The sequence below is a fragment of the Eubacterium maltosivorans genome (genome assembly GCF_002441855.2).
GTDB classification, from domain to species: Bacteria; Bacillota; Clostridia; order Eubacteriales; family Eubacteriaceae; genus Eubacterium; species Eubacterium maltosivorans.
Genome location: NZ_CP029487.1, coordinates 286,086 through 310,694, shown reverse-complemented (window position 1 = coordinate 310,694; position 24,609 = coordinate 286,086). Strand labels below are relative to the sequence as shown.

Below are 24,609 nucleotides of genomic sequence, written 5' to 3'. Positions count from 1 at the left end.
TTACACCTCATGGGACAAAGCGACGAACCGGTTCAGCTGTTCCATGGCTTTTCCGCTGTCAATGAGATTTTGGGCAAAGCGCACACATTCCCGGAGGGTCATCTGATTGTAGGTCATATACAGGCAGACCGCGGCGTTTAAGAGCACCACATCGCGCTTGGGACCGTGAACACCGCTCAGGATCTCCCGGGCGATCTCAGCATTTTCCTGAGGGTCTCCGCCGACCAGCGCTTCCTTTGTGCAGCGTGTCAGGCCCAGCTGCTCCGGTGAAAGGAAAAAGCTGTTAAGCTGGCCGTCGTTTATCTCGCAGATGGTTGTCGTGTCGCACAGGGTAATCTCGTCCAGGCCGTCGTGTCCGTGGACCACCATTCCCCGCTTAACGCCCAGATTTGAGAGCACTCTGGCAAGGGGCTCTACCAGATTCTCATCATAGACGCCCAGCAGCTGCATATTCGCGCCGGCCGGATTCGCTAAAGGCCCCAGTATATTAAAAATGGTACGCACCGCGATTTCTCTGCGGACTGGGCCTGCATATTTCATAGAAGCGTGATAAACCGGCGCAAACATGAAGCAGATTCCTGCCTCCCTCAACATCCGCGCGTTCTGCGCTGCATTCAGATCAATTTTAACGCCCAGAGCTTCCAGGCAGTCCGCGGCGCCGCATTTGCTGGAAACACTCCGGTTCCCGTGCTTGGCGACTGGCACCCCACCGGCTGAGACGACAATGCCAGAAACCGTAGAGATGTTAAAGGTGTTGGCTTCATCGCCTCCGGTGCCCACGATTTCGAGAACGTCCATCCCTGGGTCAAGCTTTGTGCATTTTTCGCGCATCACCGTGGCGCAGGCTGTGATCTCCTCAATGGTCTCGCCTTTCATCCGCATCGCTGTGAGGAAGGAACCGATCTGGGCATTGGTGGCTTTTCCCTCCATAATCTGGTTAAAAGCCTCCCTGGTAGCGTCCAGATCAAGGTCCTGTCCGTTTAAAACCGTATAGATTGCATCCTGTATCATTGTGCTTTACCTCCCAGCGCTAAAAAATTCTCGATAATGCGGTTTCCCTTTGGCGTCAATATGGATTCGGGGTGGAACTGGAGCCCGTACACATCAAAGTCCCGGTGCTTAACGCCCATGACTTCGTCGGCATTATCCTCAGCGATGATGAGCAGCTCGTCGGGCAGGCTGCTCCGGTTTACGGCCAGAGAATGATAGCGGGCCGCGTCCATAATGGGCGGCAGGCCCTTAAACAGCTGGCTGCCATTGGCAATGTGGATACTGCTCTTTTTCCCGTGGATCAGCTCGCTGGCGTAGGTGATTTCTGCACCAAAGGCCTCACAGATGGCCTGATGCCCCAGGCACACGCCTAAAACCGGAAGCTTACCCGCAAAGCGTCGGACCACCGCCTCGCAGACGCCGGCGTCGGCAGGCCGTCCGGGGCCTGGCGACAGAATGATATGGGATGGGTCCAGCGCCTCGATTTCGTCCAGACTCAGGACATCGTTCCGGATGACTTTCAAGTCAGGATTTACGCTGCCAACCTGCTGCACCAGATTGTATGAAAAGCTGTCGTAGTTATCAATGATTAATATCATCAGTCCATTACCTCCACCGATTGTTTTACCGCTTCAACCACAGCCATGGCCTTGTTGATGCTCTCCTGGTATTCCTTCTCAGGGTCACTGTCTGCGACCACACCGCCGCCCGACTGGACATAGACCAGACCGTTTTTCTTGACGGCTGTCCGGATAGCAATGCAGACATCCATATTGCCAGTAAAATCAATATAGCCGATGGCGCCGCCGTAAATACCGCGCCGTATTCCCTCCATCTCATTGATGATCTCACAGGCTCTTATCTTAGGCGCTCCTGAGAGTGTGCCCGCGGGGAGCACTGCCGCTACCGCGTCAAGCTGGTCCATATTTTCTCTCAGCTGCCCGGTTACAACGGAAGTGATGTGCATAACATGGGAATACTTCTGGATTTTTAAATATTCCTGCACCTTAACGCTGCCGTACCGGCTTACCCTGCCGAGATCGTTCCGCCCAAGGTCTACCAGCATATTGTGCTCTGCCAGCTCCTTCGGGTCTTTGAGCAGGCGCTCCTCAAGCTCGGCATCCTCTCCGCTGGTTACGCCCCTCGGGCTGGTGCCCGCTATGGGGAAGGTCGAGAGCTCGCCGTCCTGAAGCTTTACCAGTGTCTCGGGGGACGCACCGGCGATTTCGAGGTCGTCACACGCGATATAGTACATATAGGGGGAGGGATTGATGGTCCTCAGCACGCGGTAGGTATTAAACAGGCTTCCCTCCATCTCGGCGGTCAGACGGTTGGAGGGCACTGCCTGAAAAATATCACCCTCGCGGATATAACTTTTGGTTTTCTCCACGATCTCGCAGTAGGCTTCCCGGTCAAAATGGGGCTTGAAATCACTGAGCAGCCTCGGTTTCTCTCTGCTCTCCGGGACATCGCTTCGAATCAGGCTTACCAGGTAACTCAGCTCCCTGACAGCGTGATTGTAGTTCACCGCCAGATGATCGGTTTTGATGGTGACCATGATCACAATTTTCTGCCGCAGCTGGTCAAAGGCAATGACCTTTTCAAACAGCATAAGGTCCAGATCGTTAAAGCCTGCGCTGTCGTCACCGTCAAAGCGCAGGGCCGGCTCGCTGTATTTCAGATAGTCGTAGGAAAAATAGCCGACAAAGCCGCCGGTAAAGGGTGGCAGCCCGGCCACCTTAGGGCTTCTGTACTCAGACAGGATGCGCCTTATTTCCTGTCCCGGATCATCGGTCTCTACCCTGATCGAAGTGCCATTTTTGATTTCCATGAGTCCGTCCTTGCACTTCACCTCGACCACTGGGTCGAAGCCGAGGAAGGAGTACCGCCCCCACTTCTCAACCCCCTCGACGCTTTCCAGCAGATAGCAGCGCGCGCTGATACTCTTTAATATTTTCAGCACCTGAATCGGTGTCTTGATGTCCGCAAAGATTTCGCAGCTGACAGGAAAGGCCGCGTAACCCTCTGATTGTCTCTGTACTGTTTCTAATGATGGTATTTTCATAGGATACTCCTTTTAAGTAATGATCACAAAACATTGCTGAAATAGCAATCCAGAATGGTGAATTTCAGCAATGTTTTGCGTTCGTTTTGTTACCGGGGTAACCGCTAACGCTCCTTTACCCCTGCCAATTTTTTTAAAAATTGGACAAAACGTCAAAAAACACTCGCCCTGAAATAAACGCTGATATGTTTATTAAAGGACGAGTGCTGTAAATTCTATGAAAACACCCGCGGTGCCACCTTTATTCACGGGACACAAAAAAGATCCCATGCTCTTTGCAGCGGTCCATCAACCGCCTCTTCAATAACGCAGAAGGTGCGTCGCAGAGTAATGGGAGCTTTCGCTCTGTTCACTGCGCCCTCGGTGATCCATTTAACAGGCTGCGTTCTGCCAGGCTCTCAGCATTCCCGACTCTCTGTAAGTGCACGAACTGTTTTTATCTTCACGTCAATGGTTTTTAAGGCAAGTATTCAGTTGTTGTTTTAATTGTGCTTTATTTTAGCACTCAAGATTTAGGCTGTCAAGCTTTTATGGGTTAAAGTTTTTGTTCTTTTTTTAGAGCAATCTAATTTTTGACTGACTCTGAATAATTTCCAAAATAGTCTTTTCCCTTAAAATCACTGCATTCCTTTGGCGCTCCCCGGTGGAATTTTCCAGTCAGCGGCACATCTGGCGTTTCCCTTTTATCCGGATTATCGTAAAGCCAGAGTGTGTCGCCCTCTAGGGTATAATACCGTTCCATTCGGCTGGGGTACTGCTCCTTTAATTTCTGCCCAAGGGATTCTGCGTCCAGATCTTCAGCGTCATCAGCGCTGTAGTTACTGCCAGAGCACGCAAAAATCAACTGTTCCGCTGTGTCGCCATAGGTGCCGGTCGGTCCATAAGCATAGTATGAACCATTGTCCGCTCTGTGAATCTGCTGCGCCCTGAAGGTTCCAGTATTCTGAAGCTCGATGACCTCTGGCGTATCGCTGAAATCCTCATGCCATACATTTTCAAGGGGTGACTTTTGGGCGCTGCACCCGGTCAATAGCAATACCAGGCCTAAGAGCGCGGCGGTGATGATACGTTTCATTCTGTAACCTCTCTCTAATATAAAAAACTTCTACCGGACGCGGCGGTACCGGCCGCTTAAGGTGCTGCCCATCCCTTTTTCCAGCTCCACCTCTAAATCTGTAATGAAGAGCGTATCGCCGCTTATACGGTAACCATAGCTTCCGTCTCTTGTCATAAGGCGAAAGGTTTTATTCCATCCGCCATATCTTTCAAATTTTCCCGGCAAAGGGTCCAAAACAGGTGTTTTAATGCTTGCTTCCCGGATACTTCCACCACCACTCCTGACCACTGTATGGAGCTGGCTGCCGTAATCGCCATAGCCACCGCTGACTGAATCGCTGACAAAGCGCCCGTTTTCCACGAAAAAAAGCGTTTCATCATAGGATCCGTCATCGTAAAAAACAACCTGATGATACTGTGTTTTATCTCTGCTTTCCGGGCAGGTCTTCTCAAAATATTCTTCCTGCCATGCCCCCACAAGGCTGCTGTCCTGGCCGCACCCTGTCAAAGCGATGCAGGCCAGCACCGCCATCAGCGCTGCCCAATACTTTTTCATTCCGCTCACCCCTTCCTTTTCTTCATTATAGCACATTTGAAAACGAATAGCATTCTGCTTTTAATGAAAATCAATCCATTTTCAGGTATAATGTGCTTTACGATATAAGGAGAAGACACCACTCTATGAAAAACATCACGAAATATGATCTTAAGATACTAAAAAAAATACAGAAAAACCTCTGCTCGCCAGCGCTGGACAAGGTGATGATCGGGGTGACAAAGCTCGGGACTGCCGGCGCTGTCTGGATTGGCATTGGCGGGCTGATGATGCTCTCAAAAAAATACCGCCGCTGCGGCTTTACGCTCGCAGCAGCGGTATCCTTTGATGTTGCCGCCAACAATATTCTGGTTAAAAACATTTTCCACCGCGCGCGGCCCTGTGACGTTGACCACACCGTTTTGCTGAAGATCCGGCGTCCTTTCGGCGCTTCCTTTCCCTCTGGCCATACGCTGACCTCTGTGACTGCCGCTACTGTCCTGACACTGAACAAAAAATCCTTTGGCCTTGGGGCCATTCCGCTGGCCGCGCTCATCAGCTTTTCCAGAATGTACCTTTTTGTCCACTATCCCTCTGATATTGCGGCGGCTGCCGCTCTGGGGATCGGGCTGGGCTCTGCGGCCTATGCCCTTGAGAAAAAAGCTCTGCCAGCCCCTAAAGAAGGGGCTTAAGCCTGTCTGCCCACAGCGCGTAAGCCGGCTCTGTCAGGTGTATGCCGTCGATGGTGTACTCTGGCAGCAGCTCGCCGTTTTCTGTCAGGACATCCCACAGATCGACGCATTTGGCATCGTATTTTTTTGAAAGCTTTTCAATCTCCTGGTTAAGGGCTGCCACCCGGCTGTTGTCAAAAACAAAAAAAAGCTTCTCGGGGTTACAGGGCAGCGCCTTGTGCACATAGACGGCGCTTTCAGGCGAGAGCGTCCTGATTTTCTCAAGCACAGCATCGTAGTTACGGGCGATAAAGTCCGTGCTCTCCCCGGTGATGATGTCGTTCACCCCGACCATTAAAAAGATTTTTCCTGGTTTTTTCTCCAGGCTTCTGCCAATGCGCATGAGCACGCCCTCTGTGGTGTCGCCGCCCATGCCCCGGTTGATGACCGCTTTTCCAAACAGGGCGTCCCAGTCACCGTATTCGATCAGGCTGTCGCCGATCATTAATATTTCATCCCTTTTCATTTTTCACCTCAGAATCCATTATCCGCGGCGCTGCCGCTATACAGTATGACAAAAAACCCAGCAGACGAAGCCTTTTGCCTAAGGAAGAAAAAAGCAGTCTGCGCAGCACCGCCGCTGTTAAAAGTTTACCCCACCCTCTGCCTGCCGTCAACCTGCCACTTAGCTTCTGTTTACGACCACTTAGCGAAAAAGCCTTGCGTCCGGCCTGGTTTCGCGTATAATTAAATCAACCGTTAACGGAAACACCAAGGAGGCTTCTCAAAATGGATGTTGAAATAAAAATAGACCCCGGACTGCAAAAAACCCGGGTAATTATCTGCACAAACGCCCTGACCGCTGAAATCACTGACCTGGCTGAGCGCCTTTCGGCCGACCACCCCAGCATGATCACCGCGATCTCCGGCGACCGGATTTATCTGCTGGACAAAAAGGAGATTTTCCGTTTTTATACGGAGGATCAGAAAACCTTTGTCCGGTGCGCACAGCAGACTTACCGGGTAAAGCTAAGGCTTTACGTGCTGGAGGAAATGCTTTCGGGCGGCAGCTTTGTCCGGATTTCCAACTCTGAAATTGTCAATTTCAGCCATGTCAAAAACCTGGACACCAGTATCAGCGGCACCATCAGCCTGCGGATGACCAACGGGGACAAAACCTATGTGTCAAGGCGCTATGTCTCCAAAATCAAAAAATACTTAGGATTGTGAGGTACTTAAAATGACTGTAAGAAAAGCACTGGGCTTCGGACTTCTGGGCATCCCCATCGGCATTGCCATCTCCACAACCATCGCACTGGCCATTTCTCTGGTCTTTGGCAGCTACTCGCCGGTATCCCTCCCGCTCATCGACCGGATGGGCGGCCTGATGAACGCGGTTCTGTTCCAATACCTGGCCAGCGCGGCCCTTGGTTTTATCTGCGGGTTCGGGTCTGCCATCTGGGCAGTGGAGCGCTGGAGCCTTCTGCGGAAAACGGTGATTCATTTTCTGCTGTTGAGTTTCACACTGCTGCCTGTCTCCATTGCCTGCCGCTGGGTAAGCCCCCATTTCATCAGCATTCTGATCTATTTTGGGATTTTCGCGGCGCTTTACCTGATCATCTGGATTGTCCAATACCTGATTATTCGGCACAAAATTTCTAAAATGAACGACCGCCTTTATGAAAAAAGGCCCTAAACGTGTTATAATAGAGGCATCTACTTTATCGAAATGAGGTGTTGAAATGAAAGTGGCATCCTTTGTGCTCAGCATTGTGGCACTGGCGGCGGGCACTACCGGCCTGGTTCTCAGCTGTGTGGCCCTTGGAAAATCTAAATAACAAAAAACACGCAGGCTGGCCCTGAGGCTGTCTGCGTGTTTTTTTATTTTCTGGAATAAACCGTAATCCCGTTAAACAGATAGACATCCGAGGTGATCATGGCGTAATCCATAAGGGCGGGGTCAAAGGGGTTGGCGGTAAAGACGCCGTGTGTCCAGTCGTAGTCCTTAAAGACCTTGAACTCTCTGATATCGCTGCAGTTTTCCACAAAATCATCATAGGCTTCCATGGTATAGGGCTTGTTGCTATACAGACAGTCGCCTAAAAAGATGCGCTTGCGCTGTTCGTCCACTGCTACAATATCAACAGTTTCCTCGTTTTTGTTCCAAAATGTGCCGATGCGGTCTATTTTAAAGGGGATTCCTCCCTGCTTGCAGGCCGCGGCAAAAATCTCCTTACAGGCTGTTTTAAACCAGAATTGTATATAGCCTGGAAAAGCGCGCTTGATAGCTTCAAAGATCTGAAGCTCCTGGCCTGCTTCCAGGTGTTCTTTATTCTCAAAAATGAAGGTGTACCAGAAGTCCATAAAGGGATCGGAAAAATAGTACTGAACCTTACGGTTGGATGGGCCGGCCTTTTTCTCCGTAATGGGCACTCTGGCCTCCAGGTAGCCCAGGGCCGCCAGGTTGCTCAGGCAGTGGTTCACTGCGCCTGGCTTCATCTCCAGATACCTGGCGATATCGGCCGGGCGGTGGTAATTGTCGGCAACGGCCTTTAAGACCGCGTTGTAGTAAGCTGGTTCCCAGACATCCCGCTCGATCAGGTTCATGGGCTCCTCATATAAAAAGCTGTTTTGGCCCAGCATATCCTCTCGGACCACGCCCATGTAATCGATGGTCTTCTCACAGGCGGCAAAAAATTCCCAGTATTTGGGGACGCCCCCCGCGATGGCGTACAGGGTCATCAGCTGGTTAAAATCCTGATGGGGGTAGTCCTTGATCATCTCCACAAAGCTGATGGGCTTAAGCTTAAGCTGGGTGGTCACGCAGCTGATGAGGGTGTTGCTCTTACTCTCCAGATTGACTAAGAGGCTGTTGTTGGGCATTACCACGATCAGCATCACAGACGCCTGTTTGAAGTACCGCTCCCAGGCGTATTTTAAATCTCTGGCAAAGGAAGGGTCCGCCAGCATCAGATAAGCGACATTGTCGATGACCAGTACCTTTCTGGAGGTCTCTACCCGCTCGGCAAAGGCCTTGAAAATTTCCTTCCAGCCTGGCAGCTTCGCCGATGAGCTGAGGGTTTCTCCGCAATATTCTGCAAAAGTTTTAAGGAAGCGCCGTCGGCTTAAAACATCAACCTCTTCTTTCGCGGTAAAGTAAAACGCCCGCTTGCCTTTCAGAAAATGACGGATAAGGGCGGTTTTTCCCACACGGCGCCGTCCGTTCACCATGACAAAGGCATTTTTACTGGTATACGCGTTTTCAAGAAGCTGAAGCTCCTGCTTTCTGCCTATAAAAGGTCTCATATTCGATGCCTCCTAACAAAAAATTATCCTATGATAATTTCAGGCTGTCAAAAAACTTTATCATGAAGATATAAAGCGTTAAAAAGAGGACGGTTCAGTTGAAAGTGGATAGTGGATAGTGGAAAGTTCAGGTACAAATCTGCCACAGGCAGATTTGATTGGATGCGGCCTGCGGTCGCTGTTTTAACCGTTTTTGCTTTGGCAAAAGCGTTCTTTAACCTTCCACTTTCCACCTGAAATCACTTCTCGCTTTAACTTATCCTCAGGCTTTCGGCTTTTTGCAACAAAAAATTATCCTATGATAATTATACGCTTAAACCTGCGGAGGTTCAAGATTTTTATGGACTCTGGCGACATTTTAAGCGAAACACAAGCAATTCAGACTTACTTAGCAGGATGAAATTTACATCTTTTTTACTAAGCGGGGCCGCATTATGATATAATAAAGAGGTAAATAATGATTATTCGAGGTGACACGATGAAAAATATCAGTATCATAGGCTCTACGGGGTCCATTGGCACACAGGCCCTGTCGGTGGTGGACGAATTTCCCGAAGCGCTGAACGTTGTCAGTATTTCCTGTTTTAATGAGATTGACGCCATGGAGGAACAGATTCGCAAATACCAGCCTGAGCTGGTGGGCGTTATGGACCCGGACGCTGCTTTTAACCTGAGAAAGCGCATCCAGGCCGAGTTCCCGGATATCGAGGTGCTCTCCGGCATGGAGGGGCTTATTGCTGTGGCGACCTGCGATTCGACGAAAATGCTGCTGACTGCCGTCTCCGGCATGGTCGGCCTGCGGCCAACACTGGCCGCCATCGAGGCCGGGATCGATATCGCCCTGGCCAACAAGGAAACCCTGGTGGCAGGCGGCTCCATTGTCATGGACGCGGTGGCGAAAAAGGGCGTGGCCCTGCTGCCAGTGGACAGCGAGCACTCCGCCATTTTCCAGTGCCTTATGGGCAACAAACACGAGGAGCTGAAAAAGGTCATCATCACAGCCTCCGGCGGCCCTTTCCGCGGTAAGGACCGCGCTTATCTGGAGCAGGTGACCCTTGCCCAGGCGCTGAAGCATCCCAGCTGGTCCATGGGACCGAAGATCACCATCGACTCCGCCACCCTGATGAACAAAGGGCTGGAGGTGATCGAGGCCAAATGGCTCTTTGACCTGGAGCTTGACCAGATCGACGTGGTGGTTCATCCCCAGAGCATTATCCACTCCATGGTTGAGTACAAGGACCGCGCGGTCATGGCTCAGCTTGGCCTGCCGGATATGGCCCTGCCCATCCAGATCGCTTTCTTCTACCCTGGCCGTGTCGAGAACACCAAGCCTTCTCTGGACCTCGCTGAGGCGGGCACCCTCACCTTTGAGAAACCCGATAAGGACACCTTCCGCTGTCTGGCGCTGGCCTACGAAGCGCTGGCGGCCGGCGGTTCCATGCCCGCCGCCCTCAACGCCGCCAACGAGATCGCGGTCGCCCGTTTCCTGAGGGAGGAAATCGCCTTCCTGGATATTCCGAGAATCAACGAGGCGGTCATGCACCAGCATGTGCCAGTTAAAGCCCCGACCCTCGAGGATATCCTGGATGTGGACGAATGGGCCAGAACCGTCGCCAAAAGCCTGTAAACTTTGTAAAAAGCCCTGTCCCGCAGCCAGATGATGCTGTGAGACAGGGCTTTTGTTTTTACCGGACGGATGACGCTAGAGCAGGCCCTCGCCCTGGATAAAGGACAGCCGCTGGCCAGCGGCTTGGTTCAAAAGCGACATTTGCGTCATTTTAATACATTTTATTCTGAACCCTTTGTTACCAATGCTTTTCATAAAAACAAAAACAGATACGTCGAAACGGCGTACCTGTTTAGATTGTCAAAAAGGCCGGGCTTGGCCACTTCCCTGACCGTCCGCCTTGCCGCCTTCTGCCTAATCGGGCTGAATGGCGGCCCGGATTTTCTCATAGAGGACGCTTACGTCCAGGGGCTTGGAGATATGGCCGTTCATGCCGCTCTCCAGGCTTTTGTTTACGTCGTCGGTAAAGGCGTTGGCGGTCATTGCAAAAATGGGAACCGTGGCGCTGTCGGGCCGGCCCAGCGCGCGGATGCGGCGGGTGGCCTCATGACCGTCCATTACCGGCATCTGGATATCCATCAGGATAAGATCGTAGCAGCCGACAGCCGCGGCTGCAAATTTGTTTAATGCTTCCTGACCGTCGACGGCGGTATCCACAGTGGCCCCGGTCACGCTGAGCAGCTCACAGGCGATCTCACGGTTGATTTCATTATCCTCTGCCAGCAGGATGCGGTATCCGCTGAAATCCCAGCTTTTTTCGGCTTCCTGCCCTCCACGTTCCGGTTCGCCGGCGGCAAGGGCCTCTGCGATGTTGGACGGGAACAGCGGCCTCAGGATCACACCTGTCGCGCCTGCGGCGGCGGCTTCTTTTTTCAGCCCGGTCATCCGGCTGGTGGTCAGGAGATAAAGGCCGGCTTCGTCTCCTATCAGGGCTCTTATGCGTCTCACGGTCTCAAGGGCCTCTGCGTTTTGAAGCCGTCCGTCCACAAAATACAGCGGATAGGCTTTCCCCTGGAGGGCCAGCGCTCTGGCTTTTTCCAGACTGCTCACAGTGTCAGTCTGAATCCCGAGACTTTCCAGGACCAGGGCAATATGCCTGCCCACTTCTGATTCTCTGGCCAGGACCAGGGCGCTCATGCCCTGGCTGTCAAAGGCGGGCTGGGGCTGGCCGGGATTGCCAAAGGGCAGCTCGATGCAAAAGGTACTCCCCAGCCCCTCCTCGCTGGCCACATCCACGGTGCCGCCCATGGCCTCGGTAAAATTGCGGACAATGGAGAGGCCGAGACCGGTGCCGCCGTAGTTGGCGGTGATATCTGCGTCTGCCTGCTCGAAGGACTCAAAAATATGGTCGACATTCTCTCTGGCAATGCCACAGCCGGTGTCGGTAACCTCGAAGCTGAGCCAGATGGCCTCGTCGCCTTTGGAAAGCTCGCTTACCCGGAGCTCGACCCTGCCGCCCTCCGGCGTAAATTTGCAGGCGTTGGAGAGCAGGTTGCCCACGATCTGCCGGAGGCGCAGCGGGTCGCCGGTCAGTTTCTCGGGCACACTGCCCACCAGCAGGGTTTCGAACTGTATGTTTTTTTCCTCGGCCTGCCCGTAGTATGTATCGCAGATTTCACCGAGAACCTCTCTGAAGTCGAAGAGGACGTGGCGGAACTCGACCTTTCCACTCTCGATCTTGGACATGTCCAGGATATCGTTGATCAGGGACAGCAGGTGTTTTGAGGAGGCCTCGACCTTCTCGAGACACTCGGCGGTCTTTTCCCGGTCATCCACATTCTGCTGCGCGATGGCGGTCATGCCCATGATGCCGTTCATGGGGGTCCGGATTTCGTGGCTCATGCGGGAAAGGAAATCGGACTTGGCTTTACTGGTTTCCACAGCCTTTTCCAGCTCGATCCGCATGACTTTTTCCTTGGTATGGTAAAAATTGAACAGCAGCAGTACGGCCGCTGCCAGGGCGATAATGCCCACACAAATGCTGATAAACAGCACAGGATTGCCGTAGAGCAGGGATTTAAGGCTTACGCTTCCCTCCCGGATGGACAGGCTGTTCTGCAGCCGGATGGTCTCCCGCTCCTCATCGGACAGGTTGTTGATGGCTTTGCTGAGTACGGAGTATAAGGGCACGTTGACGGGGTCTGACAGGGCCAGAGTCAGCTCCTCGGGCGCGTTCATATCTGCTACCAGATAGATGTTGGGGTAATAGTTCTGGGCGTACAGGTCTTCCATAAAGGCGGCGGGAATGGTGGTGTAGTCTGCCTCGCCGTGGTCCACTGCCTCCATGCACGCTTCATAATTTTGATAGTAGCGGACGCTGTCCTTTTCGCTGGCTGGCTTGTTGTCCATACGCTCTGGCAGCGCCATAACCTGGCTGGTCCCTGTCTCGGCGGACTGCTTGTTCCGGAGCATGACGGTATCCAGGGTCGCGAAGCGGGCTGTCCGCACAAGCCCCATGCTGGCGGCGGAGTAGTCGCCGTTGGTGAACCAGCTGGCAATATCGGCCTTACCGGTCTGCACCAGCTCTAAAAGCTCCTTGTAGCTGTCGCCGTATACATACTCAAAGGTGAGGCCAGTGCGTTTGGTGATCAGCTCCAGGCAGCTGGGAATAATGCCGACATACGCGCCGTTCTCCTCATAGTGCAGGGGATACTTGTCCCGGATCACGGACACCCGGATGGGGCCGCTCTGCTCGATAAAGCGCCGCTCTCCCTCGGTAAAGGTGATGGCGTTCACGTAGGAATCGGGAAAGTATTTCTCGTAAACTTCTTTCGCAAAGTTCGGATTGGCGGCGTAGATGGCCTCCATGGCTGCTGAGAGCTCGTCGCACAGCCCGGGCTCGTTTTTGGCCGTCACAATGTAGTAGGGCTCGGTGTCGAACTTGGCGGCCACGTTGTACCCGTCCTTCATGTAGACCTCGCTGCCCAGCATCAGATCGACCCGGTCGGTTTCAAGGCACTTCTCGTATTCCCTCACGTTGTCATAGGACACCAGCTCACAGCTCAGACTGTTGAAATCCAGATATTTTTGAAGCCGCTCAATTTTGGCGGTGGCCATTTTATACACGCCGATGCGCTTTCCGTTGAGGGTGCTGCTGTCAAAGCTCCGGATGGACTCGTCGTTGTTGCGGTAGATCAGCAGGGAGTTGTTGGAACCCATGATATACTTGGGAAAATTGTAAGCTTCGGTGTAGCCCTCTACCTTGTACATGCCGCCCATGAGATCGTATTTCCCCTCGACAAATTCGTCATACAGGCTGTCGGCATTGCCGGTGACAAACTCATACTTCCAGCCGGTATATTTGGCAATTTCCTGAAGCCAGTCGTACACGCAGCCCCCGTAGGTGCCGTCCTCATATACCTCGTTGATCCCCTTGCTCTCAGGAAAGGCGACCCGCAGGACCCGCTGCTCTTCCCCGGCGGCGCTTACGGCCGGGCAGAGACCCGACATCAGCAGCACTGCGGTGAGGCATGCTGCCAGTAACTTTTTCCATTTTCTTCTCATCGCTTCCCCCTCGTCCTATTATCAAAGAATCGGCTTTCTATGTTTGGCATAACGTTAACATTTATATTTTAACATATGAAGCGCGGCATGACTACTTTTTTCTATGGCCAAACCGGCGTGGCCATCTTGACATAAAAAAACAGGTGCGCCGTTTCAGCGTACCTGTCTGGGTGTTGTGTTGTTTTGTCATGATGTGTCGTTTCGGCGCATCATCTCCGCGCCTTTTTTATTTTTCGTCCGGGGCGTCGAAGCGGAAGCGGTCGTCCTTTTCGGCGTTCACATCGTCGCCGGGCTCTGGGTCGAGCTTTGCGCCGAAGAAAACTTCGTCCTCACGTTCACGCTCGTCCTCGGATTTTTCCTCGCGCTGCTCTGCTTTTTTCTCCTCGGTGGCACCGACGGGCGCTCCAAAGCGGAAGGCGTCGTCCTCCTCGGTATTGACATCAGCATCGCGCTGGTCCTGGTTGACCTTTGCGCCAAAAAATATTTCATCGTCGCGTTCGCGCGCGTCCTTTTCCGGTGTGCTGTTCTGATTTTTCATGGTAAATTCTCCTTTCGGTCTGTTATTTCTCTATTTACCCGAAAGGGGCGGCTTTAACCGGGCGGGCGCCAAAAGCTTAACAGGACGCTCAAAACTTCATAACGCAAAATCCCAAAATGCGCCCATGCGTTATGAAAAAGCGCGGGAACCCGCAAGGACAGGCGGTTTGCGGGGCATCCCATCTCATAACGCATATAAAGCGCATGGCCGGGGCTGTTTTCAGGCGAGGCGGTCCTTTGACTGGGCGATCCATCTGGGATTGACGATGTATTTGTAGAAAACACGCTTGCCGCTCTGCTCCCTCTCGATTTTCAGATAACCATAATCCACCAGGATATTCAGAAAGACTTCTGCGTCCGCGCCTTTTTTAAAGCTCTGGTTTTTTAAACTCCGGGCGACCTCGTAGGCGGTAAAGGCTTTCCAGTCTTGTTGATCAAGGGCTTTAAGCAGCGCTACGGCTCTCTTCATGTTTTTATCCGAGCCCATGATCTGGTGGGCGTGGCGGGCGTGGTCGATGTAGTAACTCCAGGCCAGCTCGCAGGCTTCCTTCATCACAAAATAGTCTACGGGCATTTTTCCTGCCTCCTCCCGGTAGGTGGCCACATGCATGAGTCCGGCCAGGCGCAGCACCTGGCCGGGCAGCTTGGATGTCCACTCCTTCAGGTTGGCGAGATCGCCGTTGTTCCGTTCATCCGCTGCTTTTCTAAAGCCTGTGAACAGGTCGGCGGCGTCTTCGCTCAGGGTCAGTATTTCGTAGGTATCCTCCTCTGCCAGCGCAATCAGCTCCTCCAGCAGGTCTTCATAGCGTTTTTTTATTTCTGGATCGAGCTTTGGCGCGCCCTCAATTTTGCGTCTGCCCAGCTTGCTCTCGGGCAGGCTGAACAGGAAGCGGGCGGGCAGGCCCCTTTCCAGCAGGGTTCTGTTTTTGACGACCTGGTCCAGCACATCGGGCTGAACCATAAGGTTCATGGTGAGGCGGGGATCATTGATATACTCTCCGGGGCGGCCGACCCGGTCTACGATGATGGTCTCTCCCGAATAGGCCTGAAGGTAGTTGGTAAAATTGGGCTGGCTGTCGTAAAGGCCCGCAATGTTGGAAAACACTGCACCCTCGGCGGAAATAATGCTGATCCGTCCCTTATTCTCCTGGAGCAGGCCTGCCAGCTTCTGGGCGGTAACGTCGTTGGCCACCAGCCTGGGCGGCGCGGATTTCTCCAGTGCCTTGATCTCACGCAGCTTATCCTCCATTTCGACGAGCTTGATCTCCCGCGGCCCGCCCTTAAGGCTGCTGCACTCCCTGCGCATGGCCTCGTAGGCGCTGCGGGCCATGTCGAGGCGCACTTCTATCTCAATGGCTTTGTCGGCATAGTCGCTGAAAAGCTTGGTCTGGTGTTTAAACAGGGGATTGGTTACGGCCTTCATGAGGTGGCTCTTTCCCTCTCCTGGGCGGGCTACTCCCAGGACAAAAAGGCACAGGGGCTCCTCCCATCCCGGCTCAGGGCTGATGCCGTAGCGCCCCTGCAAAAGGGCGGCCAGAGTACCCAGCATGGCGGTACCGGCCAGATCGGCGGACATCTCCATGGCTTCGGACAGGTTCTTGCAATACTCAAAAAGCGCGATGGGCAGGTTCTCCATGGGGAATCTGGGAAGGGTGGTGTTTTCCTCCAGAGGGCGCAAAGGCTTATAGCCGTCCTCTTTGGCCTGGGCCTGTTTAAAGGCTGCGAGTATTTGCTCGTATTCTTCATTTTTTAACTCACGTCGTTCTCCCTCATAGCAGATTTCCGCCGGAAAATCCTCGGTGGCGGCCTCTCCGTAGCAGTAGTGGGTTTCGCCGTTCTCGTCCACTTCCTCAATGATGGGCGTGCTGACAACTCTTCTGGGCGGCCTCAGGGTGATGCCGCTCTTATTTTGCCACCGCTGGCGTTCTTCCTCATCATCGTCGATCATCACCACTTCCAGCGCCTCGGGCGGCTGCCCGGCTGGCGGCATCTGCGTTGTTTCCAGGTTCGTGTCTTTTTCATCCATGTTCATCTTTATTTCCTCTCTCTCAAACGCGCCAGGGTATGTGCGTTATATGCGATATGTGTTTTGGCAGGCCGAAAACCGCCTGTTCATGCGGATTTCAGCTCTTTTTCATAACGCAGGCGCCTTTTTTTGAAAATTGCGTTATGAAAAAGGGGCTATCTTTTTGGCCCGGACGGCCGGCTGGCCTCACAGGGCACTGCGGTCTGGCATTTGCCGCAGCCGTATCGTGGTGAAAACAGCTCACGCGTGTGGTCTAAAAAGGCGGCGCAGGGCGGATGCACCTTGCCGCCCTCCTGTGTGATGGCCCCTGCCGGACAGCGTTTGACGCAGGCGCCGCACTGGGTACAGTGTTCGTACACTTCTGTGTAGGGCCTTGGGGTAGGCGCGGCCGCCAAAGTCGTGACGACGCTGAAAAAACGGCCGGCCATGCCCTTTTCGGTGATAATCCCCCTGGAGAGGCCAAAGCTGCCCAGCCCACAGGCGTAGGCGGTGTGCCGCTCGGACCAGTTGCTGGTAAAGGCCGGGCCGCCGGGCACCTCTGGGCCGTCCGCGTCGGACCAGGACTGAAAGCGCGGGTCCAGCATGGGGGCGTTCACGGCGCTGCCGCTGCTCCTGAGCGCGTCCATCAGGGCTTCGCAGAGGAGGCCCTGAATCAGCTGCTGACCCTCGATACGGCCGATGAGCCACTCCGGACTCGGCAGACGCTTATCCGCGCGGTTGGAGGCCCGCACAGCCTCCGTATAGGCCAGAAAGACGGACACAACGCTCTGGGCGCCGGGCAGCCAGTCCTCTGGCAGCAGGTAGTGGGGCCCCACCACGCCGGGCTCCCTGAAACGCCTGAACAGCGGATCATCCGCCGCGGCCACGCCAACCAGGGCCTGATCATAGAGCCTGAGCCCCTCTGGCCCGGCATGGGGCGCCCCGGTCTCACAGCTCCGCTCATTGAGACCGCTGTTCTGCAGTAAATCGTCTATCAAAGCTTTGATTTCCTTGGCTTCCATTTTCTATTCCTCCTTGGGTTATGTTTTTCAGCAGGGCTTTCTTCTTTACTTAAGCTGGTGGGCCACTGCGCGGCAGAGCTCGCAGGGTGAAAAATAATCCCCGGCGCTCACCTCGATCCCAGCCTCTCTGGCGGCGGCGGTCAGGCCGCTGAGGCCCCGCTCAAGCAGGGCGCGCATGAGGGGCCGGCCCATGGGATTATAGCCTTTTAGTATTTCTGCCATGGGCTTTTGGTGCAGATTCCCGATGGTAAAGCCGCACACCCGCACGCTGCCGTCCGGGTCCACCGCCAGGGCTGTGGGGGCGTCGAGGCGCCCGGTGCACGGGGCGGTACCGCACTGAAAGCCGGTATCCAGCGGCGTCCTCTGAAAATAATCGGAGAGGTAAATCCTGGCGTTTCCGCCCGGGAAAACGCGGTTTCCCTCCCCCACAGGCAGGTGCAGGGGCTCGAACCGGCTGAGGCAGGCGCTGGTCTTCACATCATAGGGATCGCCGCTCCCGGGGCCTTTGATCCACGCGGGGTGCAGCGCGGTAACGCTGCCCAGCCCGGCCTGGCACAGGGCGCGGGCAAAGCTGTACTGCTCTGCCAGGGGCAGATACTCGGTGTGGAAGGCGTCCACGGATAAAAGGATTTCATTGACGCCGCTGACTTCCAGCTGGTCTGCAGTGTGTTCCCGAAGTGCCTTGTCGTGGGTAAAGCAGCCGCTGGTGACCAGCTGGCGCCTGGGGATGCCGAGCGCCTCTGCCCGCTGGTGTACAGCGCAGACAGTGGGCACGCACAGCAGGGGCTCGCCGCCAATGGTCAGCACTGATTCCAGAGCGCTGAGGCTGGCCGCGGCCTCCAGGGCCGCGACGGCTGCCCCGGGCGGCAGTTCCCCGGCCACCCGGTCCGCCCCCAGGGAGCAGTGGGCACACTGGCTCCGGCAGCGGTGCGTCACGCTGAATTCGATCCGCTTTACATTTTTTAAATAGGGATTCATGTTAGCCTCCTCCCACACCTGTTCCTCAGGCCCTCATCATGGCTTTTCCCGGGCTTCCGCGGCCATAAAAGTATAAGAATTTTTATCCAATCTAATAATTTATTATATTCATTATAGCACCCAATCCTGCTCTGGTAAAGCTTTATTTGAATTGATATTTTTTTAACTTTCCACCCTGCCCCAAGCCACCCAGAGGCAATAAAAAAGATGACGTGCCAAAACAGCGCGTCATCAGATCGTGTCAACAAACTTTAATGCTAAGGGGTAAAGAGCTGGATAGTTGATAGTGAATAGTTGATAGTGAATAGTTGATAGTTATGGAACGTTTTTGCTGACGCAAAAACGACTAGAGCAGCGGCCGCAGGCCGTATTCAATCAAATCGGCCAAAGGCTGATTTGCACCTGAACTTTCAACTTTCCACTTTCAACTTTCCACTTTCAACTTTCCACTTTCAACTTTCGACTCAAAGCTCAAAGCTTTGCCGACTTTGCCAACAGCCTGAAACAGCCCGTAGGCTCTTTCTAAAGGGCTTCGCAGTTTTTGGGCAGGGTCACCTTAAAGGTGGTGCCAATCCCCACCGAGCTGGTCACCTCGATGGCGCCCCGGTTATTCTGGACAATGTGTTTGACAATGGCCAGGCCCAGGCCGGTGCCGCCGTTTTCCTTGGAGCGGCTCTTATCCACGCGGTAAAAGCGCTCGAAGATTCTCGGAATATCCTCCTCGGGAATGCCGCAGCCCGTATCCTCTACCAGGATGCAGAAATGCGCGCCGTTTTCGTAGACCGACACGTCCACCCTGCCGCCCTCGTCGGTGTATTTGATGGCATTGTCCACCAGGTTGATCATCATCTGCCTGAAATCGTCGGGATTGATAATAACGCTGATGTCGCCCTCCTTCTGATAGCGCAGATCAATGCGCTTGGACTCGGCAGTCATCTTGAGCATATCAAAGATGCGCAGAATTTCCTGGTTCACGCCGATGACCTCACGCTTGTCCTCCCCGCTGCGCTGGTTGTTTTCCAGGTGGGAGAGAATCAGAATATCATTAACCAGGCGGGTCAGCCGCTCACTCTCATCGGCGATGATGCTGTAAAAGCGGCTCAGGGTGGCCTCGTCGGTGATGTGGTTTTCCTGAATGGTCTCGATGAAGCCCCGGATAGTAGTGATGGGGGTTTTGAGCTCGTGGGATACATTGGCCACAAAGTCGCGGCGGATATTTTCCAGCCCCTTAATCATGGTAATATCCTCTAAAATAATGATATTACCGTTGTAGGTCTGGTCGCCCTTGTCCAGCATCTGGGAGCTTGTGACCTTGTAGACGCGGTCCTCGATGCGGGTTTCGTAATCCAGCCGCCCGTCCTCGGTCTCTGCCAGCTTGTCCTGAAGCTCATACACAAAGGGGTCCCGGTAAACCTCCAGAATGCTCTTCCCTTTTATCTCCTTTTTCAGATCGATCTTAAAAATCCCCCGGGCCGTATCGTTGATCAGGATGATCTTGTTGTCCCGGTCCACGGCGATGATGCCCTGGTTCATGCTGGACAGCACTGAGGAAAGCTCAATATTCTTGCGGTTGATCTTGCTGAAGGAGGCGTCCAGCTGCTCGGCCATGGTGTTCAGGGAGTCGACCAGATCGCCGATTTTATCGTCCCGCAGCATGGTGAGCTTTGTCTTATAATCGCCCCGGGCAATCTTTCTGGCGAAAATGGTCACCTCGTCCAGGGGTCTTGTCTCGTTGCTTAAAAGGAACGCAAAAATCACAATGGCGATGAGGATACTGGCCAGGGCCACAAAGATCAGGTTGTTGATAATGCTGTAGCTCACATCCTCCATGACGTCGAGGGGTACCGCGATCCTGACAATATGGGTTATCTGCCCATCCTGATAGTATGGCGCTGCCAGGTAGAGCATGTTCTTCATGATGGTGTCGGAATAGCGCACCGAGGTGGTGGGCGTCCCCTTCATGGCGCCCTGAACCTCGGGCCGGCTCAGGTGGTTATCCAGGGAGCCAATGCCGCTCAGGGACTCAAACAGGACGTTCCCCTCCACATCGATGATGTTGATGCGCTGGTTGGTGCTGGTGGCGTAATGCTCCAGCCCGGCGACGTCGCCGGTCCGGATGTAGCCGGGCATCAAATCCTCAACAATATACTCGCTGTTGCTTTTCAGGTTTCTCTCAGTGGATTCATAGTAGGCGTTTTTAAAAATCACATAGGAGAAAACGCCCGAAAAGGCTGTGACCAGCACGATCAGGATGGAAAAGACAATGGTGATGCGCTTTTTCATTGACCGCTTTCCAGATTTTCCACCAGGCGGTAGCCCACGCCGCGCACAGTCTCAATGTATTTTTCCTGGTCGTCCTCAATCTTTTTCCGCAGGTAGCGGATGTGGACATCCACTGTCCGGGTCTCGCCATAATACTCATAGCCCCAGATTTCATCCAGCAGCTGATCCCGGGTCAGCACCTTGTTCTTATTGTTGGCCAGATACAGAAGCAGCTCGTACTCCTTCAGGGTCAGCGACAGTTTCTTACCGTTTTTATACACCTCGAAAGAGCCTGGCAGAATGCGCAGGCTGCCCACTGCGATCTCCTCCGCGTCCGAGCTTTTGATCATCTCTGTCCGCCGCAGCACAGCCTTCACCCGGGCATAGAGCTCCTTCACGCTGAAGGGCTTGGTCATATAATCGTCCGCGCCCATCTCCAGACCAAGGACTTTGTCGAACTCCTCGCTCTTGGCGGTGAGCATAATGACCGGAATATAAGACAGGTTCTTGTCCGCCCGCACCTCGCGGCAGATGGTGAGCCCGTCCTTGCCCGGCAGCATTAAATCCAGAATGATCAGATCTGGCCGGATATCCACGATTTTCTCAACCGCACCAGCCCCCTCATGGACCCCTGCCACCTCAAAGCCCTGGGCTTCCAAATTGAATTTAATCAGCTCATATATATTAAGTTCATCTTCTATAATCAGGATTTTTTTCATTTTCGCTCCAATCTTCACTCGCTTTTAACATAATCCGTAACATAATATGATTATAGCATATGTTGTGTTAAAGGCATGTAAAATCTGGATTAAATTTAGTTTATTAAAAAAAGAGAGGATGCCGCACTAAAAAGAGGCAGACCGCCGCCCGCAAATACCAAAGGCGCGATGCCGCTTTTAAGTCAATGGATTGTACAAAAAAGCTGTCCGAGGATTAAAACAACGGTCGGGTCGATTTCACAAACGACTTCTGAAAGTTGTCGTTTGTGCATAAGAGAGACCGTTTTTAATCCGCGGACAGCGCCAAGCTGCATCCAGCTTTCGCAATCCTTGACCTTCCCCCAGCTTACCCGTCACTCCCCAAGCTCCCGGAAATGCTGTCCGTGAATCCCGATATGCCCAATGCCCAAAATCACCACAAACAAGACCATCCAGAAAACCCTTCCGTAGATCCCCAAAAGCAAAAACGAAAACACCGGCAGCGTTGCCCCCGCCAAGGGCACACCGCAAAACCCCGAATAAAAATCCTTAAGCTTCCGCCCGCTCCTAAAATACCGGACCCAGTAGCCCTCATACAGCAGCATCAGCGCAAAGGACAGCGCCAGCCACAGGCTCCAGGGCGTCAGTGGGCGGAGGTTAAAGTCTGTAAAGATCAGGGCACAACAGCTCACCCCCACCTGCCCGATGCGCTCGCACCACAGCAGCAGCTTATTCTCATTTCCAAAATCATAGCCCTCGGGCTGATTTCGTGTCCAGATCAGGTTGGGGATAAACAGCATCAGCAGATACAGCGCGCCGATGTATGAAAATCCAAAATGGCCCATTTTTTGCCTCCTTCGTTTTTATGAATAGCGTCACCGCACAGTTAACACTATCATTATATCACCTTTGGATTAAAACTTTTACATTTTATCTTGACACCCGGAGCAAATGTGATATGATAATAAAAAAGCATAAAACATTTCAGGTGCTGCATGGCAGATAATAGGGAACTAAGTGAGATTCTTAGACGGGCCCGCCGCTGTAAGTGGATTGCCCGGCTCATCACCACTGTCCGAAAGGATGGGAAGGGAGCCAGGCGTGAATCCTCAGTCAGAAAACCTGCCTGAAGTGTGTCGACGGTCTTCATCTGAGCGATAAAGGCCTGTGGGAATGATGGAAAGTTCGCACCTTAGATTAAGGTCGGGCTTTTTTTGTTTGAAAAAATAAGGAGATACCGAATGAAAGCAGTTGTTTTAACAGGCCCCGGCGAGCTGGAAATGACCGAACGCGCCATTCCGTCCTGCGGTGACCACGAAGTCCTCGTCCAGGTCAAGGCCTGCAATTTATGTAAAACCGATCTCAAATGCCTGACCATGGGCCAGCGCGACCTGGTGTACCCGCGTGTGCTGGGCCACGAAATCTCCGGCGTTATCGCCGAGGTGGGCGCTGCGGTCACAGGCTACCAGAAAGGGCAGCGGGTGCACGTGCATCCGGGCATTGCCTGCGGCGGGTGCGCCTACTGCGAAGAAGGCGATGACAACCTCTGCGACCATATGCGCATCATGGGCTTTAACTATGACGGCGGCTTCCAGGAATACCTGATCGTCCCCGAGGAGGGCGTCCGCGGCCAGATTATCAACATCATTGAAAATGACACCCTGAGCTTTGAGGAAATTTCCTTTATCGAGCCCCTCTCCTGCTGCGTCAACGTCCAGGAAAAACTGAAGCTCGCGCCCTCGGATACCCTGCTGATCATCGGCGCAGGACGGATGGGCATCCTCAACCTGCGTGTGGCAAAGGCCCTTGGGGTACAGAAGGTCTTCCTGGTCGAGACCAACCCCGAACGGGCAGCGCGGGCGTTAAAGCTGGGCTTTGACGCCGTTTTTGAAAGCTATGAGGCCGTCTGTCAGGCCCTGCCGGCCCTGACAGACGGCAAGGGCGTGGACGCGGCCATCCCCTGCTGCGCGGCCCCGGAGGCCATGAATCTGGCCCTGCGTGCGCTGAAAAAGCGAGGACGCTTCGGCCATTTCAGCGGCATTATCCCAGACGGCGCCACCCAGCCGGAGATCAATACCCTTCATTACAAGGAGCAGATCATGGCCGGCGCCTACGGGTGCGGCATCGCGCACAGCCGCCGGGCCAAGGCGCTGCTGGAGAGCGGCAGCCTGGTCGTAAAAGACCTGATTACAGAGCGCATTCCGCTCGAGGAGCTGGCGCACGGCCTTGAGCGTGTGCGGCAGCTCGAAACCCTTTCAACCATCGTTGTTTTTGATTAACACACCCTATGGAGGAATCGAATAATGGAAGCAGTTACAATGAAAGAATACGGCCAGGTGATCACCGGCCTCATCAACCGTGAAAATCTGACCAAGGAAGAATCTAAGGAAATGTTTATGGAAATCCTGGGCGACCGCCAGACGCCCATGCAGCAGGGCGCTTTTCTGGCCGCCCTCAGCGCCAAGGGCCCGACTGCCGCCGAGGTGGCCGGCAGCTTTGAGGCCATCTACGAAATCGACACCTGCAAGGTCACGCCCCAGACCGCTGTGCCCGTGGTGGAAAACTGCGGCACTGGCATGGATACCTTCAAGACCTTTAACATCAGCACCGTCGCCGGCATCATCGCCGCCGCGGACGGCGTCCCCATGGCCAAGCACGGCTCCCGGGCGCTGACCTCTGTCTGCGGCACCATCGACGCGGTGGAAGCCCTGGGCGTGGATGTGGACTGCAGTGTGGACGTGGTAAAGGCCAGCATCGAAACTGCGGGCATCGGCATCTTTAACGGCATGAGCCCAGAGGTTCACCCCACAGCTCTCGGACGGGTACTGTCACAGATTTCCTTTGGCAGCGTTTTAAACATCTCCGCCTCCCTGGCAAACCCTGCCCTGCCAAAATATGCAGTCCGCGGCGTCTACTCTCTGGACATGCTGGAATTTGTCCCAGACATCATGCACGAAATCGGCTATGAGCACGCTCTGGTCGTCTATGGCGAAGCCGGCAGCGGCTGTATCGACGAGGCATCCACCGTCGGCCCCACCCATGTGGCTGAGCTGATGCCCGACGGCACTGTAAAGCGCAGCACCCTGACGCCGGAAAGCCTGGGGATCGAGCCCGGCTGTCTGGATGAGCTGGCCCCCTGGGACTCTGTGGACGCGGCTGCCCAGGGCATTGTCCGTATCCTGAAGGGCGCCTCCACCCCCACCCGCGCCAACATCGTCTGTCTGAACAGCGCGCTGATCCTCTACGTTGCCGGAAAGGCCGACAGCATTCAGGAGGGCTATATGCGCAGTCACGAGCTCATCGCAAGCGGCAAAGCCTACAAGGCCCTGGAAAAATGGGTTGCCACCCAGAACCGCAATCCCCAGGCCGGCCTTGCAAAACTGAAAGCCGTTGCCCAGGCTGCCGAGGTGTAA

21 protein-coding genes and 1 riboswitch are annotated in these 24,609 nt (G+C 54.0%); of the genes, 6 read left to right on the top strand and 15 right to left on the bottom strand.

What is annotated here, in order from left to right; translation table 11 throughout:
- The 5 genes from trpD (CPZ25_RS01530) to CPZ25_RS01510 form a co-directional block, all read right to left on the bottom strand.
- Complete coding sequence (gene trpD / locus CPZ25_RS01530; protein WP_096919458.1) at positions 1-1,011, bottom strand: anthranilate phosphoribosyltransferase; 1,011 nt, start codon at positions 1,009-1,011, stop codon at positions 1-3.
- Positions 1,008-1,589 carry an anthranilate synthase component II gene (locus CPZ25_RS01525; RefSeq protein ID WP_096919457.1) on the bottom strand — a complete coding sequence of 194 codons (582 nt, stop codon included), beginning with the start codon at positions 1,587-1,589 and terminating at the stop codon, positions 1,008-1,010. The genes trpD (CPZ25_RS01530) and CPZ25_RS01525 overlap by 4 nt, the downstream gene beginning before the upstream one ends.
- A complete protein-coding gene (gene trpE / locus CPZ25_RS01520; RefSeq protein ID WP_096919456.1) occupies positions 1,589-3,055 on the bottom strand; it encodes an anthranilate synthase component I in 1,467 nt (488 codons plus the stop codon). Before trpE ends, CPZ25_RS01525 begins: the two co-directional genes overlap by 1 nt.
- 565 nt (positions 3,056-3,620) lie before the next feature.
- Positions 3,621-4,130: a hypothetical protein gene (locus CPZ25_RS01515; RefSeq protein ID WP_096919455.1), complete on the bottom strand. Its 510-nt coding sequence runs from the start codon at positions 4,128-4,130 to the stop codon at positions 3,621-3,623.
- Positions 4,131-4,160: 30 nt separating this feature from the next.
- Positions 4,161-4,667, bottom strand: coding sequence for an LptM family lipoprotein (locus CPZ25_RS01510; protein WP_133067072.1), 507 nt, complete (start codon positions 4,665-4,667; stop codon positions 4,161-4,163).
- 125 nt (positions 4,668-4,792) lie between these two features.
- Here CPZ25_RS01510 and CPZ25_RS01505 point away from each other — a divergent pair, with 125 nt between their 5' ends.
- Entirely contained in the window at positions 4,793-5,338 is a 546-nt protein-coding gene (locus tag CPZ25_RS01505; RefSeq protein ID WP_096919453.1) for a phosphatase PAP2 family protein, read from the top strand.
- Here the strand turns inward: CPZ25_RS01505 and CPZ25_RS01500 are convergent.
- A complete protein-coding gene (locus CPZ25_RS01500) occupies positions 5,322-5,843 on the bottom strand; it encodes a GDSL-type esterase/lipase family protein (RefSeq protein ID WP_096919452.1) in 522 nt (173 codons plus the stop codon). The two genes, CPZ25_RS01505 and CPZ25_RS01500, sit on opposite strands and share 17 nt — an antisense overlap.
- Positions 5,844-6,106: 263 nt before the next feature.
- Here CPZ25_RS01500 and CPZ25_RS01495 point away from each other — a divergent pair, with 263 nt between their 5' ends.
- Both CPZ25_RS01495 and CPZ25_RS01490 read left to right on the top strand, forming a co-directional pair.
- On the top strand, positions 6,107-6,547 hold the full coding sequence (locus tag CPZ25_RS01495; protein WP_074616076.1) for a LytTR family DNA-binding domain-containing protein: 441 nt from the start codon (positions 6,107-6,109) through the stop codon (positions 6,545-6,547).
- A gap of 10 nt (positions 6,548-6,557) precedes the next feature.
- Positions 6,558-7,013 (top strand): DUF3021 domain-containing protein, encoded by a 456-nt coding sequence (locus CPZ25_RS01490; protein ID WP_096919451.1) that lies wholly within the window; start codon positions 6,558-6,560, stop codon positions 7,011-7,013.
- Between the two features lie 185 nt (positions 7,014-7,198).
- Here the strand turns inward: CPZ25_RS01490 and CPZ25_RS01485 are convergent, their stop codons facing one another.
- On the bottom strand, positions 7,199-8,623 hold the full coding sequence (locus tag CPZ25_RS01485; protein ID WP_058694944.1) for an ATP-binding protein: 1,425 nt from the start codon (positions 8,621-8,623) through the stop codon (positions 7,199-7,201).
- 478 nt (positions 8,624-9,101) lie between these two features.
- On the opposite strand from CPZ25_RS01485, the gene CPZ25_RS01480 reads away from it, so the two are divergent.
- A complete protein-coding gene (locus CPZ25_RS01480; RefSeq protein ID WP_096919721.1) occupies positions 9,102-10,250 on the top strand; it encodes a 1-deoxy-D-xylulose-5-phosphate reductoisomerase in 1,149 nt (382 codons plus the stop codon).
- 294 nt (positions 10,251-10,544) lie between these two features.
- Here the strand turns inward: CPZ25_RS01480 and CPZ25_RS01475 are convergent, their stop codons facing one another.
- From CPZ25_RS01475 to CPZ25_RS01440, 8 genes are all read right to left on the bottom strand, one after another.
- Positions 10,545-13,694 (bottom strand): response regulator, encoded by a 3,150-nt coding sequence (locus CPZ25_RS01475; RefSeq protein WP_096919450.1) that lies wholly within the window; start codon positions 13,692-13,694, stop codon positions 10,545-10,547.
- A 226-nt stretch (positions 13,695-13,920) separates the two neighbouring features.
- Positions 13,921-14,232 carry a hypothetical protein gene (locus CPZ25_RS01470; protein ID WP_074616084.1) on the bottom strand — a complete coding sequence of 104 codons (312 nt, stop codon included), beginning with the start codon at positions 14,230-14,232 and terminating at the stop codon, positions 13,921-13,923.
- 219 nt (positions 14,233-14,451) lie between these two features.
- Complete coding sequence (locus tag CPZ25_RS01465) at positions 14,452-16,263, bottom strand: YfjI family protein (RefSeq protein ID WP_096919449.1); 1,812 nt, start codon at positions 16,261-16,263, stop codon at positions 14,452-14,454.
- A gap of 149 nt (positions 16,264-16,412) precedes the next feature.
- A complete protein-coding gene (locus CPZ25_RS01460; protein ID WP_096919448.1) occupies positions 16,413-17,258 on the bottom strand; it encodes a 4Fe-4S binding protein in 846 nt (281 codons plus the stop codon).
- 45 nt (positions 17,259-17,303) lie between these two features.
- Positions 17,304-18,236: a radical SAM protein gene (locus CPZ25_RS01455; protein WP_096919447.1), complete on the bottom strand. Its 933-nt coding sequence runs from the start codon at positions 18,234-18,236 to the stop codon at positions 17,304-17,306.
- A 522-nt stretch (positions 18,237-18,758) separates the two neighbouring features.
- Positions 18,759-20,519, bottom strand: a complete 1,761-nt coding sequence (locus tag CPZ25_RS01450) for a sensor histidine kinase (protein WP_096919446.1) — start codon at positions 20,517-20,519, stop codon at positions 18,759-18,761.
- On the bottom strand, positions 20,516-21,217 hold the full coding sequence (locus tag CPZ25_RS01445) for a response regulator transcription factor (protein ID WP_058694952.1): 702 nt from the start codon (positions 21,215-21,217) through the stop codon (positions 20,516-20,518). Before CPZ25_RS01445 ends, CPZ25_RS01450 begins: the two co-directional genes overlap by 4 nt.
- A 353-nt stretch (positions 21,218-21,570) precedes the next feature.
- Positions 21,571-22,041 carry a hypothetical protein gene (locus tag CPZ25_RS01440; RefSeq protein WP_096919445.1) on the bottom strand — a complete coding sequence of 157 codons (471 nt, stop codon included), beginning with the start codon at positions 22,039-22,041 and terminating at the stop codon, positions 21,571-21,573.
- Between the two features lie 124 nt (positions 22,042-22,165).
- Positions 22,166-22,340, top strand: a riboswitch (cobalamin riboswitch).
- Positions 22,341-22,437: 97 nt separating this feature from the next.
- Between CPZ25_RS01440 and CPZ25_RS01435 the strand changes: the two genes are divergently transcribed.
- Both CPZ25_RS01435 and trpD (CPZ25_RS01430) read left to right on the top strand, forming a co-directional pair.
- On the top strand, positions 22,438-23,475 hold the full coding sequence (locus CPZ25_RS01435) for an alcohol dehydrogenase catalytic domain-containing protein (RefSeq protein ID WP_096919444.1): 1,038 nt from the start codon (positions 22,438-22,440) through the stop codon (positions 23,473-23,475).
- A 24-nt stretch (positions 23,476-23,499) separates the two neighbouring features.
- Entirely contained in the window at positions 23,500-24,609 is a 1,110-nt protein-coding gene (gene trpD, locus CPZ25_RS01430) for an anthranilate phosphoribosyltransferase (protein WP_096919443.1), read from the top strand.

Excerpts from the sequence above, each read along its gene's own strand:
- trpD (WP_096919458.1), bottom strand. The coding sequence starts at position 1,011 with ATGATACAGGATGCAATCTATACGGTTTTAAACGGACAGGACCTTGAT.
- CPZ25_RS01525 (WP_096919457.1), bottom strand. The coding sequence starts at position 1,589 with ATGATATTAATCATTGATAACTACGACAGCTTTTCATACAATCTGGTG.
- trpE (WP_096919456.1), bottom strand. The coding sequence starts at position 3,055 with ATGAAAATACCATCATTAGAAACAGTACAGAGACAATCAGAGGGTTAC.
- CPZ25_RS01515 (WP_096919455.1), bottom strand. The coding sequence starts at position 4,130 with ATGAAACGTATCATCACCGCCGCGCTCTTAGGCCTGGTATTGCTATTG.
- CPZ25_RS01510 (WP_133067072.1), bottom strand. The coding sequence starts at position 4,667 with ATGAAAAAGTATTGGGCAGCGCTGATGGCGGTGCTGGCCTGCATCGCT.
- CPZ25_RS01505 (WP_096919453.1), top strand. The coding sequence starts at position 4,793 with ATGAAAAACATCACGAAATATGATCTTAAGATACTAAAAAAAATACAG.
- CPZ25_RS01500 (WP_096919452.1), bottom strand. The coding sequence starts at position 5,843 with ATGAAAAGGGATGAAATATTAATGATCGGCGACAGCCTGATCGAATAC.
- CPZ25_RS01495 (WP_074616076.1), top strand. The coding sequence starts at position 6,107 with ATGGATGTTGAAATAAAAATAGACCCCGGACTGCAAAAAACCCGGGTA.
- CPZ25_RS01490 (WP_096919451.1), top strand. The coding sequence starts at position 6,558 with ATGACTGTAAGAAAAGCACTGGGCTTCGGACTTCTGGGCATCCCCATC.
- CPZ25_RS01485 (WP_058694944.1), bottom strand. The coding sequence starts at position 8,623 with ATGAGACCTTTTATAGGCAGAAAGCAGGAGCTTCAGCTTCTTGAAAAC.
- CPZ25_RS01480 (WP_096919721.1), top strand. The coding sequence starts at position 9,102 with ATGAAAAATATCAGTATCATAGGCTCTACGGGGTCCATTGGCACACAG.
- CPZ25_RS01475 (WP_096919450.1), bottom strand. The coding sequence starts at position 13,694 with ATGAGAAGAAAATGGAAAAAGTTACTGGCAGCATGCCTCACCGCAGTG.
- CPZ25_RS01470 (WP_074616084.1), bottom strand. The coding sequence starts at position 14,232 with ATGAAAAATCAGAACAGCACACCGGAAAAGGACGCGCGCGAACGCGAC.
- CPZ25_RS01465 (WP_096919449.1), bottom strand. The coding sequence starts at position 16,263 with ATGAACATGGATGAAAAAGACACGAACCTGGAAACAACGCAGATGCCG.
- CPZ25_RS01460 (WP_096919448.1), bottom strand. The coding sequence starts at position 17,258 with ATGGAAGCCAAGGAAATCAAAGCTTTGATAGACGATTTACTGCAGAAC.
- CPZ25_RS01455 (WP_096919447.1), bottom strand. The coding sequence starts at position 18,236 with ATGAATCCCTATTTAAAAAATGTAAAGCGGATCGAATTCAGCGTGACG.
- CPZ25_RS01450 (WP_096919446.1), bottom strand. The coding sequence starts at position 20,519 with ATGAAAAAGCGCATCACCATTGTCTTTTCCATCCTGATCGTGCTGGTC.
- CPZ25_RS01445 (WP_058694952.1), bottom strand. The coding sequence starts at position 21,217 with ATGAAAAAAATCCTGATTATAGAAGATGAACTTAATATATATGAGCTG.
- CPZ25_RS01440 (WP_096919445.1), bottom strand. The coding sequence starts at position 22,041 with ATGGGCCATTTTGGATTTTCATACATCGGCGCGCTGTATCTGCTGATG.
- CPZ25_RS01435 (WP_096919444.1), top strand. The coding sequence starts at position 22,438 with ATGAAAGCAGTTGTTTTAACAGGCCCCGGCGAGCTGGAAATGACCGAA.
- trpD (WP_096919443.1), top strand. The coding sequence starts at position 23,500 with ATGGAAGCAGTTACAATGAAAGAATACGGCCAGGTGATCACCGGCCTC.